A 14,946-nucleotide genomic window follows, 5' to 3' on the forward strand; every position below is an offset into this window, starting at 1 on the left:
ATATTTATTTTTTTATAATTTGTAAAACTCTAATCCTTAGTTATTAGAACTCCAAAGTTGGACACAAGTAAATCATCAAATTCATCCGCAGTTTGTATCAACCTTTGAATTAATCTATCAAGAAATTCTTGTTTTGAATATTGGTCAAATACGACGAACGAAAGAACTATGTCATTTTTCCTCACCCCTAATACAAGACCCTTCAAATAATAATTTTGCTGCAAGATGAATTCATAAATTGCTTTTATATTTTCTTTTGGTAAGCTGGCAAGGAAGGCATCACCTGCAATCATACCCGATTCTTCATGATAACTTAATAGAATTTTTGCTGAGCCTTTTATTATTTCCCAATTGTAAGGCCCCCTTCTAGTTAGCTTAATATCAAAACCAAGTTTTGATATGGACTCTTCAAGAATCCTCCTTATACCTTTCGGCTCATAATCCTCGATTTCAGAAATCATCCGTATTCTTGCGCCACAAAATGGGCAATATTTCTTTTCCTTATTGGGTTCGAAAACCAAATTTGAGCAAGAATCACATCTGACGGCAACAGGATTCTCCCCTTTTCTAAAATCTTTGATACTGTCTAACAAGTATTGACTAGGCAATGAAAAACCAATATTCTGTCCATCCTTAATTATAAAGGTATTGACCCCAATAATTTCTCCATTCACATTAACAAGTGGTCCCCCACTATTTCCAGGGTTCAAAGCAGCATCATGTTGGATGTATTGAATGTCATCCTGCTGATGAAGTGTATTTGATATAATACCTTGAGTTGCTGTGTATTTTAATCCAAAGGGGTGGCCTACCGCTAAAACTTGATCGCCCTCGACAACTATACTTGAGTCTCCTAAATGTATATCAGCCAATGTATGTATTTCAGGGGATTTAATAAACGCAAGGTCATATTTGGGATCCAAATAAATCACCGGACTTACTACTCTTTGAAGCCCTTTTCCGTCGATTACTACTTCCTTATTATTTCTAACAACATGTTCATTAGTTATGATTAGGTTTTCATTCTTTAAGAAAAAACCAGTGCCTATTGAAAAAGGAGTGGCTATTTGAATCACTGCACCTTTATATAATTCAATTATATCTTTTAAGTGGCTATACATTTAAATCTTTAATCAACTGTAACAAAGAAATGGAAAGTTCTACTCTTGAGTCAAAATTGAGTTTTACCTCAGTATTAATTTCTGGATATTTAGGAGCTGCCATTTGAAGTATCTCTTTTACCGAGGATTTTATTCTGGTTTCGAATTTCTTGACTTCAATTTCCTTAGGTGCGAAATGTCTGGAATATCCTAAGTTTTTGAAAAAATCAGGCTCTTCAATTTCATAAAACAAATGAAATAACTTCGAAACAGGTTCAGCCAAAGCAAAACTAAACAAACAATATCCAACAATGTAAGAGCAAATATTTTGACAAATTCTCTCATGCTTGTTGGCAAGATACCATTCCAACGCTTGCATTTCAGTATCAATAAACTGGGCAATGGTCGAATGAGGAACAGTATTATTTATTCCAAAAGTGTGGTTTACGTTGTATAATTCAATACCAAATTTTTCTTTTTCAATTTCATTCAACTCTTTCAGACTTTTAGAAAGTGTTTCCACCTTTTCATGGGCGTCAAAATTACCTTGATCAAAATATACTTCGTGCGCCTCTTCAATAATTTCCATACTTTTTCCTTCCGGGCAAAGCAAATAATCAATTTTATAAAGTGTGTGTAAATAAATATAAGTCAAGGCACCTGGATATCTGTCTAAATTAAGACTTCCCATATCTTCCATTGCAAGAGCTCTTCTGAGCGCTTCTTTGAAAAATTTGTATTTCACTTCCTTAACTTCTGTACTTTGAGGGATTACATGGGTAGAATTTATAGCTTCAAGCTCAGAAAATTCATCCAAAAGTAAATCATCCTGCTTATCCGCCTTAACTGCTATTTCTTTCAAACCAAAAAACAATTTATAAGGAGATGCCTCTTCGAGGAAACTTTCAAAAATTATACAAAGGTTTTGCTGTGAATCCAAACTGTATCTGCCGTATTGGAGCTCGAAGTTTGCTTCTACTAATTTTCTAAGAAAACCAATACTCAAGCTTTTACATTTTGCAATCTTAGCTTCAGCTCGAAGCCAACTTTTATCCACTTTCCCCTCAATAATTTTGGATCCCTGGACTACAGAAAATTCAAATCCTCCTAAAACTTTCTGATAACTCAGATTCTTTAGCTCAGGATTGTTCAGGTAATTAAAAAATTGTTCAATTGATTGAAAATAATCCTCGTGATTAAAAGACTCATTTGCTTTATCCCACAGATCGAGTTGAACCTTATCCTTTGGCAGGTCAGTAGCTCTGCCAAAACACAAATTTGGGCCTCTTTCTTGTGTTTCTCCTAAAATTCTATCCAAAAAACCCATTGAAGTAATTTTACCAAAAAACTTTACGCCCTTTAAGTTACCGGCCTAAAATTAGTATTTAACTGGAAAAGAGGTGTTTAAATTTCAAATGAACCCATGAAATTCTTTATTCAAAGTACTTTGGATCATTCAATGTGAGCGATTATTCATATCCCAGCCTTTAAACCCTTCTGTTAAGATTTTGCAGCCATGTTGGAAAAGGTATATTTCCTTAGCTTTGTATTCGATTAAATAAATTCATCCAATGTCCAAAAGAAAAAAGACAGGTTTGTCGCCCGGAACATTAATTTTTGAAAGAAATCAAACTTTAGATGAACCCATTGGACAATTTATTTCCTACAACTTAAGCGGAATGTCAGAATTAAAAGTTTCTGATGTTTGGAAATTCACCCCATCTAAAGATCAAAATTTATGGGTTGATGTTATGGGAATTCATGATTCAGAGTATATACTAAAAATTGGAGATGCTTTTAATATCCATCGTCTTATATTGGAAGATATCCAAGAACTTAGTCAACGAACAAAGATAGACTCTTATGAAAATGGAGTTTTTTCAATTGTCCAGAATCTAAAATTTGACCCCTCTAATAAGACGATCAATAAAGAACAAATTTCCATCTTTTTTGCAGAACATGTATTGGTAAGTTTTCAGGAAAATCCGGATGATAGTTTTGCCATTATTCGAAAAAGAATGGGCTCTGAGATTTCAAGAATAAGGAGCAAGAATTCTGACTACCTATTCTACGCATTGATGGATTATTTGGTAGATTGTTATTTTTTAGTAACTGATGCAATTGACCTGGAGATAGCAAATTTGGAAGAAAGGATTCATCAAAAACCTGGTGAAGATATAATTCTTGACATATTTACCATACGGGGAGCATTGCTGAAGTTCAGGAAGTATATATATCCGCTTAGAGATGAAATTGGTAAGTTAAAAAGGTCTGAAACACAATTTCTTCAAGAATCTAATATGATATTCTTCAGGGATCTTGAAGATCACATCATTCAAATAATCGAAATCATAGACAACCAAAGGGAACTGCTAAATGGTATGAAAGACCTCGCCCTCAATCAAACATCCCTGGCCTTAAATAAAGACATGAAATGGTTGGCAGCAATTTCTACCATTTCAATACCAATTCTATTCATGACGGGTGTCTATGGAATGAATTTTGAATTCATGCCAGAGTTAAAATGGAAATATGGATACTTGGTATGGTGGATAACTATAGCCTTCTTTGTAGTAAGCTTGATAGTTTACTTCAAACGAAAAAGAATCATATGAAAATCCGACACCTGACTAGCAGTATCCCAAATCTTCATCATTGTTATAAAAGCCAGACTCAGGATTAGCTTCCTGATGATTGCCTTTGTCATGCTGTTCTTTGCCTTTAGCAATCATCTCTTCTTTTTTTGTCTTCTCTTGTGCCTTGTTTTCTTTGTTTGTGCCTTTTAATTTAAAAATGTTACGCATTGATTAAGCCTGTTAAATGTTCATGGATATAATTCACAAATATAAAGAAAAAATGTAATACATTATTGTGCCTTTAACAATAATTTAATTAACACTTTTGATTGATTTTGCCTTTGAAGATCGTAAAATGGAATAAACCACACCTGTTAATAAAACAATCAAAATGATCAACAAGTTCAGACTTCCGGAAATATGGACATAATTTTCCAAGAGTATCTTAATTCCTATGTAAATCAGCAAAATTGCAAGCGCGTGGTGTATAAACTCCAATTTCTCAAGGGCTCTTGAAAGAATAGTGAAAAATGACCTCATATTCGCTATGGCTAGAATATTAGAGGACAATACCAGGAAGGGATCCGTTGTAATTGCAAAGATAGCCGGAATTGAATCAAGTGCAAATAAAATATCTGTTAATTCTATGGCCACAAGTGTTAATAAAAGTGGTGTCAATGCCCATTTCCCCATTTTCCTCACGATAAATCTCTGTCCAAAGTAACCTTTTGTGACAGGCAAATAACGACGGATCAATTTGATCAACAAACTTTTATTAGGATCAGATTGGTCCTCAGGTGAGGTGTAGTAAATTTTAATGCCTGAATAAATTAATATAAAACCTAATAGATAAATGAGCCAAGAGATAGACTGGATTAACCAAAGTCCTATAACAATCATGACACCCCTTAATAAAATAGCTGTCCAGATTCCAATACTTAGTAATCCCGGGCGAAAGAGTAAAGGCACCTTAAAATAGTTTAAAAGAAAAGCCATTACAAATATATTATCAAGGCTCAACGACTGTTCTACAAGGTAACCTGAAAGGAACAAACTCCCTGCCTCCCAACCACTCAAACTTTGATCATGAGATAGGTAGGACTGGAACCAGTCCTTTTCATATGCAATCATTATAAGCCCAATTGTAAAAAGGGTAATGACTAACCAATATAAAATAGAATGCCAGGCTTTTTTAATGCCGTTCGCGTCCCCAGAACCTGCAAAAAGCCTGTAATCGAAAAATACAACTACAATCAAAAATATTACATATGACCAAAAGATCAGCATGGCAGTGCAAATATATATTTAATTGATTACAAGAATTTGACTCAATTGTATTGTACTACTTTTGTTATCAAAAGCTAATCATTACCCATATTTAATAATTCTGGTTGATTTACTAAACTTAAACCTTAACCAAAATTGAATATTTTCCTATTAGGGATGAATTTAAATTAAAAGCCTGGTTAATTAAATTAAATTTGAAGTTAAAAAAATAAATTCAAAATTAATCGAATGCCGAATTTAGGTCCCCTAGTTTTCCTTATTGAGTGGGAATTAAAATAAATCGATCATAAAAAGTTGCGATTTTGACAAAAAAGAAAACCAACATTAAGAACCCCCACATATATTAAACTGTTCAGGTATATGACATTGCTTAAAATAAAAGAAAATGCCTAATTCTAAACTCTCTGTCAGAGAAATCACTGCTGAAGATGTAGATAATATCGCCGACTATTGGCTTCAGTCAGATCCGGAATATTATTGCTCTATGGGATGTGATTTGACAAAGTTCCCTTCGAGATCTGAATGGAAAGAAATGTTGATTAATCAACTTTCAATGGACTATAGTCACAAAAAATCTTACTGCATTATTTGGCTTCTCAATGGTCAAGCGGTAGGACATTGTAATGTAAATAAAATAGAATTTGGTTTAGAAGCATATATGCATTTACACATTTGGACACAGACAGAAAGAAAAAAGGGCTATGGTGAGGAATTTGTAAAGCTTAGCCTTCCATATTTTTTCAAAAATCTCAAATTAGTAAGATTATATTGTGAACCATACTCATTGAATCCGGCGCCCAATAAGATTCTTCCTAAAATAGGATTTGAATTTGTAAAATCTTACCGATGCATACCTGGATTTCTAAATTTTGAACAAGAAGTAAATTTATGGCACCTGGGTGCAAATAATCTTATGGAAATCTATAATGAATTTAAGCAGTAGGTTAGAGGAGTTTCTGAAATTTTCAATTGATCAAAATTGATCTATGAACAAAATAAAAATAAATCATGATGGTTAGCCTCTTTTCAAACTCTGACTTTATTGGCGCATTGGGTGTTTTCCTCATATTGTTGGCCTATTTTTTAAATATAACCAATAAACTTTCTACCAAAGATAAATCCTACCTTCTACTTAATTTCTTCGGCGCATTGTTAGCTTGTATTTCATCCTATTTGATCAAATCACTCCCCTTTATGGTTTTAGAAGGAACATGGGCAGTCATATCCATGAATGCGATATTCAACAAAAAGAAATAAATCGGTTACTCTTTCGAGATGGAGGCAAATGGCTCCAAATCAATTATAACATATAGACAACTAAACCCCTTTTTCAGGCTTCATTTGTGGAAAAAGTAAAACTTCCTGTATGGCTTCTTGTCCAGTAAGCATCATGGTTAGTCTATCTATTCCAATTCCAAGACCGGATGTTGGTGGCATTCCATATTCAAGGGCTTGCAAAAATTCTTCATCCATCGCCATGGCTTCTTCATCACCTCGATCAGAAAGTGATAACTGATCTTCAAATCTCATCCGTTGGTCAATTGGATCATTCAATTCAGAATATGCATTTGCAATTTCTTTTCCATTCACATAGAGTTCAAATCTTTCCACCAATCCTTCCTTGCTACGATGCTTTTTTGCCAAAGGTGTCATTTCGATTGGGTAATCAGTAATGTAGGTCGGTTGGATAAGATGGTGTTCTACGAGTTCACCAAATATCGAATCTATCAATTTGCCTTTACCCATCGTACCATCTACTTCAATATGCTTGATCTTGCAGAAGTTAAGCAGTTCAGCTTCGGACAAATGCTGCACATCAATTCCGGCATACTCTTGAATCGCATCATACATGGAAATTCTACGATAAGGCATTTTGAAACTAATGTCTTTTCCTCCTACTGAGACCTCCGTACTTCCATTAACCTCCGTAACTACTTTGTCAAGCATTTGCTCAACCATTTCCATCATCCAGAGGTAATCCTTGTATGCTACATATATTTCCATGGAGGTAAATTCCGGATTATGTGTTCGGTCCATCCCTTCGTTGCGGAACATTTTACCAAACTCATAAACTCCATCAAATCCCCCAACAATTAACCTTTTCAGGTACAGTTCATTGGCTATTCTTAAATACAGTGGTAAATCCAATGCGTTGTGATGAGTTCTGAATGGTCTGGCGGCTGCCCCTCCATGAATTCTTTGTAAAACCGGAGTTTCGACTTCTAACCATCCCTTTTCATCAAAATACTGCCTCATTCTGGCAATTAGCCTAGAGCGTTTAGTAAATATTTCCTTTACATGTGGATTTACGATGAGGTCTACATATCGTTTTCTATACCTGGCTTCAGGATCAAGAAATGCATCATGAACCTTCCCCTCTGAATCAACTTTCACAATAGGTAATGGGTGCAAGGATTTTGCCAGGAAAAAAAAATCTGAAACGTGTATACTGATTTCCCCGGTTTGAGTTTTGAAAACATATCCTTTAACTCCAATAAAATCACCTATATCGCACAACTTTTTAAAAAGTACATTGTACTGATCTTTATTTTCTCCAGGACAAATGAGATCCCGATTTATATAGGCTTGAATTTTGCCAGAACTGTCTTGGATTTCAGCAAACGAGGCCTTTCCCATGACTCTTTTCATCATTATCCTTCCGGCTAAACTAACAGCTGTAAAATCATCCGGCCTTAATTCAAAATGTTCCTTAATTTCTTTAGCGGAAGTGTTTACATCAAAAGCCTCTGCGGGATATGGGTTGATGCCCATCGCCTGAATTTCCTCTAAATATTGTCGCCGAATAATCTCTTGTTCACTGAGATGTTGCATGTTATATATTTTAAAAGCACAAATTTACATTCATTAAGTCGAAATAAAAAACGGAATGAATTTGTGTTCTAAACGCTTAAAAATTGACTTGAGCTTGCAATCTCAGCAAATTTCCTTTCTGAAAATTATCCTGTAATGAAAAATCCTCGAATCTTCTTCTTGAAATTGTATACATTGCTACAAGCTCGAAATTTTTAACCGGCTGCCATTCAACTCCAAATTCCAAGTCATTCACCTCATAAGATCTCGCATCTTTTTCGTGTTTCTTACCTCCATCATAATATTGATATCTAAGGAAAGGAATGATGAGTTGTGCTTTACTTTTAAACATGTAATTCAAGGTAACAAAACCTCCTTGAAGAGAACGAACTTCAATGGAATCTGTTTCTTTGTTAAACTCAGGACCTTTACCAAAATTGTATTCAGCAAGAATCCCTATTGGTTTCGAATACAAAACTAAAGTCCCCGCTATTCTTTGATCAAGATAGGATAAATCCTTGTTCCGTTTAACTCCATTGGAAAGCTGGTCTGATGGGATTACAAATTTTCCAGAATAGGCTTGAATGGAAGGCTCAATAATTTGACCTTTAATTTTAAATGGGTAACTCACCCTTGCTGCTAAATGGAGCTGGTCATTCAACTCAGGTTTATTGGCCGTTTGTCCATTGTAAGCTCCAAAACCAAAGACACCATAATCCCCTGAACCCTTCAATCCATCCTTCACCAAAGAAGAAAACAATTCCCGCTGTTTTTTAGGTGCCCAATAAAAAAACACTCCCAAATCCCGCTCATTAGATACTGCGCTGTTTAAAGCATCGGCGCGATCAAGTGGCAGTCGATTTTGGCTTGACTGCATATTCTCAAACCCAAATGGAACTTTACTCTGTCCGATTCGGAACCTGAATTCATTTTCCCGATCAATTCCTACATCAAAATAAGCGTCTCTCAATTGAGCAAAATGCAAACCTGTTGTGCTGGCACTGCTGGCCAAATCAGGTTGAACGTAGAAATAAACCTGTTTGTGTATTTGTCCGAAAAAGATTAATCGCATTCGACGGATAAAGAAGCCTCCATTATCTCCCCATGATTTATCACATTGTTCGCACTTTAAATCCGGGTTAGTTTCAAGAAGTCGGTTGTATCTAACTTGTGCATATCCACGTATTTGAATGGATTCAAACCATTTTGGACTGTGCTTAACGGCTGGTTTTGCAGAAGTGTCCATCATTTGGGCATAGGAATAGCCCCATAGAGTGCACAATAAGATTGTGCAGAGCAATCTGTATTTCATTTCAACACTTTAATAAAATTGCCTGAATGACAATTTCGCGTCAAAATTATTGAGTCTAATATTAAGAGAATATTAAGTTTTTCTAAATCCCAATCTGGGTTTATCAAACGCCTTCCTGCGATCATTTTCCGGATGTATATCTTTGAGATCTTCCAACATAATCATATTCCTATCCACTCCCTCCCATTCTGTTGTGGACATTTGGGATAAACGAATGTTCTGAAATCGGATTATCTCCTGAACTATGGTCCTTACCGTACGGGCATTGCCAAAATATTTATCCTTAGTGGCATATATATATTCCAAATAATTCAACAACTGACCTTGTGCCAAATGATGCAAAGTGAAATTCTGATCAGCAAACATTTTTATGGAAATATCCATCAATTCCTGAGGATTGTAATCCTCGAATTTTAAGATTCTGTCAAATCTACTATTCAAACCCGGGTTGGATTTTAGAAACAATTCCATCGGTTCTGTATATCCTGCGACAAAAACAAAGAACAATCCTCTTTGGTCTTCCATTCTCTTCAATAATGTCTGAATGACTTCACCTCCATAATCTCCTTGGGCTGAAGCATTTTGAGTCAAAGAGTAAGCCTCATCTATAAATAGAACTCCACCAATTGCTTCTTCCACTTTCTCTGCTGTCTTGATGGCCGATTGACCAATGTATCCGGCTACCAAACCTTGTCGGTCAGTTTCGACCATATGGCCTCTTTCTAATATACCAAGAGCTTTAAATATTTTAGCTAAAATGCGGGCTACCGTGGATTTACCAGTCCCGGGATTTCCAAGGAAAACAGTATGTAAAAAAAACTGATTCAGCACTTCCTTCCCTGCTCTTTGCAAGTATTGAACAATCTGTACTAAATCATAAATATCCTTTTTTACTTGGGATATTCCTATTAGTGAATTCAATTCAGCCAATGCTTCTTCCAGTAATTTAGCATCGACCGGTATTTTAGGCTTTTGTTTATGTGGCTCAATTTGTATTCCTTTAACATCTTGAAGACTTACTTCGCTTAAGCTACTTACCTCTATATTATCAGTCTCACCAGCCGAAATTATTCTTATACCGAGATTTACTTTTGCTTTATCGACCAAATCAAAGACAAATCTTGCATTTCCAAAAGTGTTGTCACGATCTCTGTAAGCATTTAAAATTAAATGATGCAATGCTTCTAAAGCTTCAGGTAAAAAGTGGAGAGCCTTTTCTTTTGCAGCATAATCTGCAATCTGGTACAATTCCTGAGGGAGATAATCAGGAAATTCATAATAAAGTTTAATTCTGCTTTTAAGACCGGGATTAGAATCGAGGAAATAACGCATTTCTTTTGGATAACCAGCCATTATTACGGCAAGGTCTCCAGGACCATTTGACATTTCCTTTACCAGGATTTCAATAACTTCTCTCCCAAAATCTTTAGAATCGTCGTTTGTCCTCGCTAAAGCATAAGCTTCATCAATAAACAACACTCCCCCTCTGGCCTTCTCAATTACCTCTTTAACCTTTGGGGCTGTCTGTCCGATGTATTCTCCAACCAGCTCCGCTCTGTCTGCCTCATAGACATGGCCTTTGCTTAAGACTCCCATCTTCTTATAAAGTTGCCCCATCATTTTTGCAACGGTGGTTTTACCTGTTCCGGGATTTCCAAAAAAAACAGTGTGGAGAATTATTTGATCTTTTTCTGCAATACCTTTTTCTTTTCTCAGCTTCAGAAATTGAATGTATTGTGCATGCTCTCTTACTTTTTTCTTAACCTCTTGCAAGCCAACCATCTTATCCAACTCAGCCAAAACCTCCTCAAAATTCTTATAATCACTTTCGGTATCTGGTAACAGTAACGGTTCTGTTGAATGAGGTAAGGTAATCATAGGCACCCCTTCAACAAATTCATCTAATATTTCAAAAGACATCATCCCCAGTAGTTCCTCCATAAATACGATTTCTACTGTATAGATTCCATCCCACCAGGATCCCTTCACATTGCTACCCCACCCTGCTGTTATGAATATTTTTTCTTCATCTCTACGAACGGGGACTAACCTGACTAATTGTCCTTTTAGTTCTCTGGCCTCATTGTGAAATTTAATAAATACTTCACATTGCCAATTGGCCTGATTGCATTTATTGTTTAATACCAATTCCGCATAAATGTAACGTGTTTCTTCGCCATTAAATGAAGTGAAATAAGTACGTTCATTTTCAGGAATGTCATCAAAAGGACCTTCATACAGTCGGAGACTTTGCAACTCAACATATGGATTCCCCTCGACATCATGTGCCATTCCCGGATCTTCCACATAAAAATATTTGGTGGCAATTTTTTCACCATCCACCCATGCTTCCCAAAAATAAGTACCCTTTTTCCAAAAAGAACCCTCCTTTTTATTTCCCCATCCTTCTCTTATATAAACCAAATGGTCATACTTGGAGATGTTCCTTTTAAAATTCAAATTACATACTTCCTTTTTTGATTTTATCAGGCAGAAACACTTTAATTCAAAATTGGCTTCCCAAAAATCATGGTCGAACCATTTGTTGTAAAAGGACAATTCCGCATAAATGTAAGTAACATCAAACCTATCAAAAACCTGTCGATACTTCTTCTTATTGTCGGCAAGCCATTCAGTTGACGAATAAACTTTTAGCTCTTTGAATTTATACTTCTTAGATTCGGGAGGGTTACCAGTTTCTTCCATGGACATTAAAATTTAGAGTACCCGTTGTCTAAACAAAAAGGAAAATAATAAAGCCAAAAATGTGAAAGTTTGATCAAATCATCCCCCACAAAAAGTCTTAAACTTCTTGATATAAACCTCCCATATGTCTTTTTGTTCCTGAACCTCATCGTCATCACAGAAATCTGTAATCTCCAAAATGGTTTCATTGGTAATGTCCGTTTTATAAATTCTAAATTGAAGAAACTCTTCTTCCCGATCTACCCATTGGTATTTAACCATTTCGTCTTCGATGTCAATGACCAACGTTGCTTCTTCAGAGTCGCCATCCCATGAAAAAGTGTAATGGTCACCTACATTATCCACCTTATCACAGAACCAGCGTATGATTGTGGTCGGTTGTGTAACAAACAGATAAATGATCGATGGAGAGGCTTTGAACATAAATTCTGTTTGAAATTGAACTCTTGCCATGTTTATTTTTTATTGGTGGGATTGATGTATTTCGGGCAATATTAAATGGTTTATTTATTTTTTTATGTTTTTATGAACTTTTTTTATTGAGATTTCATTTATGAGTATGGTCTTAAAATCACTAAATCGGTGTAATTTCGTGACTTATTTCAATTGAAAAATGATAAAAATTAACACAATTAATTGTTTATCAATAACTTAGAAGCTTACAAGGATCCATGCGGCAATTAAAAATCACCAAATCAATTACAAATCGGGAGAGCCAATCCCTCGAAAAATATTTACAGGAAATTGGAAAAGTTGACCTTCTCACTCCAGAAGAGGAAGTTGAATTAGCCAAACAAATTAAACAAGGTGACCAAATCTCTCTTGAAAAGTTGACCAAAGCAAATCTCCGATTTGTGGTTTCTGTTGCCAAGCAATACCAAAATCAAGGGCTTTCTCTTTCTGACTTGATCAATGAAGGGAACCTTGGTCTCATAAAGGCTGCACAGCGATTTGACGAAACGAGAGGTTTTAAGTTTATATCCTATGCGGTTTGGTGGATTCGTCAATCAATACTTCAGGCATTGGCTGAACAAAGCCGAATTGTAAGGCTTCCTCTTAATAAGGTTGGGTCACTCAATAAAATAAACCGAGCTTTTTCAGAACTGGAACAGGAATTTGAAAGGGAACCTTCTGCTGAAGAGTTAGCCACCGTTCTTGAGATACCAACTGAAGAAGTTGAGACTACCTTAGGGGTTGCAGCTCGACATGTGTCCATGGATGCTCCATTTGTTGAAGGGGAGGACAATTCATTACTGGATGTATTAGAAAATGACAGCACACCTGCAACAGATTCTGTTCTGGAATATAAGGATTCGCTCAGAAAGGAGATCGAACGTGCATTAGGTACACTAACCGACAGGCAGGCAGATGTTATTAAATTATATTTCGGAATAGGGGTAGAGCATCCTGAATCTTTAGAAGACATCGGAGACAAATTTGGTCTGACAAGGGAGCGAGTCAGACAAATTAAAGATAAGGCAATCAATAAGTTACGTTCCACCACCAGAAGTAAGTTATTAAAGCAATATTTAGGGAGCTAAAATTAGAATTTATCTAGTTTACTAAGATTGCTGTTTTCTGCCTTATTATCATCTACTGATTTAACATAGGTTTCATTTTTTTATATATATTTCGAAGCATTTTGCTTTGGCTTGAATTCTTTTTTTCAACTTTGCGAAAATTTATAAAATGAATTCAAATCCGCTGGACCATCAATCCGCGCTTCAAGAGTGGCGTGAAAAGGAAAAACAAGCCCTGGAACTGAGCAAACTTGTTGGAGAGCTTCGTTTTGACCGTTCCATTGAAATTGTGCTTTTCAGAAGAGATCTTTTCGATATCAGACCTTCTGAAATTATAAACATTCACCTATTTTCAAAAAACTATATCAATACCCCTATTACTGTTGAGTTAACCCTTTCAATTGTAAAAGTAATTTACCAAACAACAGAACTCAATCCGTCTAAAATAGACATTGGAAGATTGGCCGCTGAATGGGAAGCCGAAAAAAATGAAAATTCCAAACTCGACGATTTTGTCAAATCCAAACTTTCCGGGGGCATAGGCGGAGAAAAAGATAAGGATCCGCATCGTGATGTTGTTCTTTATGGCTTTGGTAGAATTGGGCGATTAGTGGCTAGAAGGCTGATTAGTTCTACTGGTCGTGGAGAGCAACTATTACTTAAAGCTATAGTTATAAGACCCAGCATGAAGGAACGAAAAGAAGAAATTCTAAAAAGAATGTCTCTTCTTGAAACGGATTCAATACATGGAAATTTTCCCGGAACCATTGAGGTTTTTCATGAGGAATCATTGGTTAAGATTAATGGAAATATTATTCACATGATCTTTGCAAACGACCCATCTGACATAAATTATGAAGATTACGGAATAAGAAACGCCCTATTGATTGACAATACAGGGATGTGGGACACTAAAGAAAAATTAAGTGCCCACCTTAGACCTGGAATTGCACAAGTTATACTCACTGCACCAGGCAAAGACATTCCCAATATTGTGGTAGGTGTAAATCAGGATATTGTTGATCCACACAAGGAAAATATTTTTTGTGCTGCTTCTTGTACAACGAATGCAATTGTTCCCATTATTCAGGTTATGGACCACAATTTTGGAATTATGAAAGGTCACATAGAAACCGTTCACGCCTATACAAGTGATCAAAATCTCTTAGATAATTTTCATAAAAAACCAAGAAGGGGTCGCGGAGCTCCCATAAATATGGTAATCACCAGTACTGGAGCTGCATCTGCAGTAGCTAAGGTACTGCCCCACCTCAAAGGAAAACTAACTGGCAATGCTGTCAGGGTTCCCGTGCCAAATGTGTCTCTTGCCATTCTTAATTTAAGTCTAGAAAAGGAAACCAATCTTGAAGAAGTTCTTGCTACGCTTAGAAAAGCAACTTTGGTTGGAGAATTGGTTGAGCAACTGCAATATTCCAGTTCCAACGAGTATGTATCCAGCAATGCGGTGGGATCAACTGTAGCATCTGTCATTGATGCACCTTCCACCATTTTGAGTAATGATGGAAAAACTGTAACCATTTACGCCTGGTATGACAATGAGTATGGATATACTTGTCAGGTAGTTAGATTGGCAAAATATGTAGCTGAGGTTAGACGCTACACATATTATTAGG

The 14,946-nt window shown here is 35.9% G+C and carries 13 protein-coding genes; 5 read left to right on the forward strand and 8 right to left on the reverse strand.

The window, feature by feature from the left end; all coding sequences use genetic code 11:
- Positions 1–29: 29 nt before the first annotated feature.
- Positions 30–1,121 (reverse strand): trypsin-like peptidase domain-containing protein, encoded by a 1,092-nt coding sequence (locus tag IPJ53_12080; GenBank protein MBK7799840.1) that lies wholly within the window; start codon positions 1,119–1,121, stop codon positions 30–32.
- On the reverse strand, positions 1,114–2,427 hold the full coding sequence (locus IPJ53_12085; GenBank protein ID MBK7799841.1) for a hypothetical protein: 1,314 nt from the start codon (positions 2,425–2,427) through the stop codon (positions 1,114–1,116). The genes IPJ53_12080 and IPJ53_12085 overlap by 8 nt, the downstream gene beginning before the upstream one ends.
- A 244-nt stretch (positions 2,428–2,671) precedes the next feature.
- On the opposite strand from IPJ53_12085, the gene corA reads away from it, so the two are divergent.
- Positions 2,672–3,715, forward strand: coding sequence for a magnesium/cobalt transporter CorA (gene corA, locus IPJ53_12090; protein MBK7799842.1), 1,044 nt, complete (start codon positions 2,672–2,674; stop codon positions 3,713–3,715).
- Positions 3,716–3,730: 15 nt separating this feature from the next.
- Here the strand turns inward: corA and IPJ53_12095 are convergent, their stop codons facing one another.
- Entirely contained in the window at positions 3,731–3,904 is a 174-nt protein-coding gene (locus tag IPJ53_12095; protein ID MBK7799843.1) for a hypothetical protein, read from the reverse strand.
- Positions 3,905–3,988: 84 nt separating this feature from the next.
- Positions 3,989–4,963: a TerC/Alx family metal homeostasis membrane protein gene (locus tag IPJ53_12100; protein ID MBK7799844.1), complete on the reverse strand. Its 975-nt coding sequence runs from the start codon at positions 4,961–4,963 to the stop codon at positions 3,989–3,991.
- 385 nt (positions 4,964–5,348) lie between these two features.
- Between IPJ53_12100 and IPJ53_12105 the strand changes: the two genes are divergently transcribed.
- Together IPJ53_12105 and IPJ53_12110 are read left to right on the forward strand one after the other, a co-directional pair.
- Positions 5,349–5,906 (forward strand): GNAT family N-acetyltransferase, encoded by a 558-nt coding sequence (locus IPJ53_12105; GenBank protein ID MBK7799845.1) that lies wholly within the window; start codon positions 5,349–5,351, stop codon positions 5,904–5,906.
- Between the two features lie 68 nt (positions 5,907–5,974).
- Positions 5,975–6,220, forward strand: a complete 246-nt coding sequence (locus IPJ53_12110; protein MBK7799846.1) for a hypothetical protein — start codon at positions 5,975–5,977, stop codon at positions 6,218–6,220.
- Positions 6,221–6,280: 60 nt separating this feature from the next.
- Here IPJ53_12110 and lysS read toward each other — a convergent pair whose 3' ends face one another.
- The 4 genes from lysS to IPJ53_12130 all read right to left on the reverse strand — a co-directional run bounded on the left by lysS (position 6,281) and on the right by IPJ53_12130 (position 12,245).
- Complete coding sequence (lysS, locus tag IPJ53_12115) at positions 6,281–7,795, reverse strand: lysine--tRNA ligase (GenBank protein MBK7799847.1); 1,515 nt, start codon at positions 7,793–7,795, stop codon at positions 6,281–6,283.
- Between the two features lie 76 nt (positions 7,796–7,871).
- The gene (locus IPJ53_12120; protein ID MBK7799848.1) at positions 7,872–9,086 is read right to left on the reverse strand and encodes a porin; all 1,215 of its coding nucleotides are present in this window, start codon (positions 9,084–9,086) and stop codon (positions 7,872–7,874) included.
- 72 nt (positions 9,087–9,158) lie between these two features.
- Positions 9,159–11,792, reverse strand: a complete 2,634-nt coding sequence (locus IPJ53_12125; protein MBK7799849.1) for an AAA family ATPase — start codon at positions 11,790–11,792, stop codon at positions 9,159–9,161.
- A 78-nt stretch (positions 11,793–11,870) separates the two neighbouring features.
- Positions 11,871–12,245 carry an activator of HSP90 ATPase 1 family protein gene (locus IPJ53_12130; GenBank protein ID MBK7799850.1) on the reverse strand — a complete coding sequence of 125 codons (375 nt, stop codon included), beginning with the start codon at positions 12,243–12,245 and terminating at the stop codon, positions 11,871–11,873.
- A 218-nt stretch (positions 12,246–12,463) separates the two neighbouring features.
- Between IPJ53_12130 and IPJ53_12135 the strand changes: the two genes are divergently transcribed.
- On the forward strand, positions 12,464–13,333 hold the full coding sequence (locus IPJ53_12135) for a sigma-70 family RNA polymerase sigma factor (protein ID MBK7799851.1): 870 nt from the start codon (positions 12,464–12,466) through the stop codon (positions 13,331–13,333).
- 148 nt (positions 13,334–13,481) lie between these two features.
- The gene (locus IPJ53_12140) at positions 13,482–14,945 is read left to right on the forward strand and encodes a glyceraldehyde-3-phosphate dehydrogenase (protein ID MBK7799852.1); all 1,464 of its coding nucleotides are present in this window, start codon (positions 13,482–13,484) and stop codon (positions 14,943–14,945) included.
- The last annotated feature ends 1 nt before the right edge of the window (position 14,946 follow it).

Origin of the sequence: Candidatus Vicinibacter affinis (assembly GCA_016714365.1) — a bacterium.
GTDB lineage: Bacteria > Bacteroidota > Bacteroidia > Chitinophagales > Saprospiraceae > Vicinibacter > Vicinibacter affinis.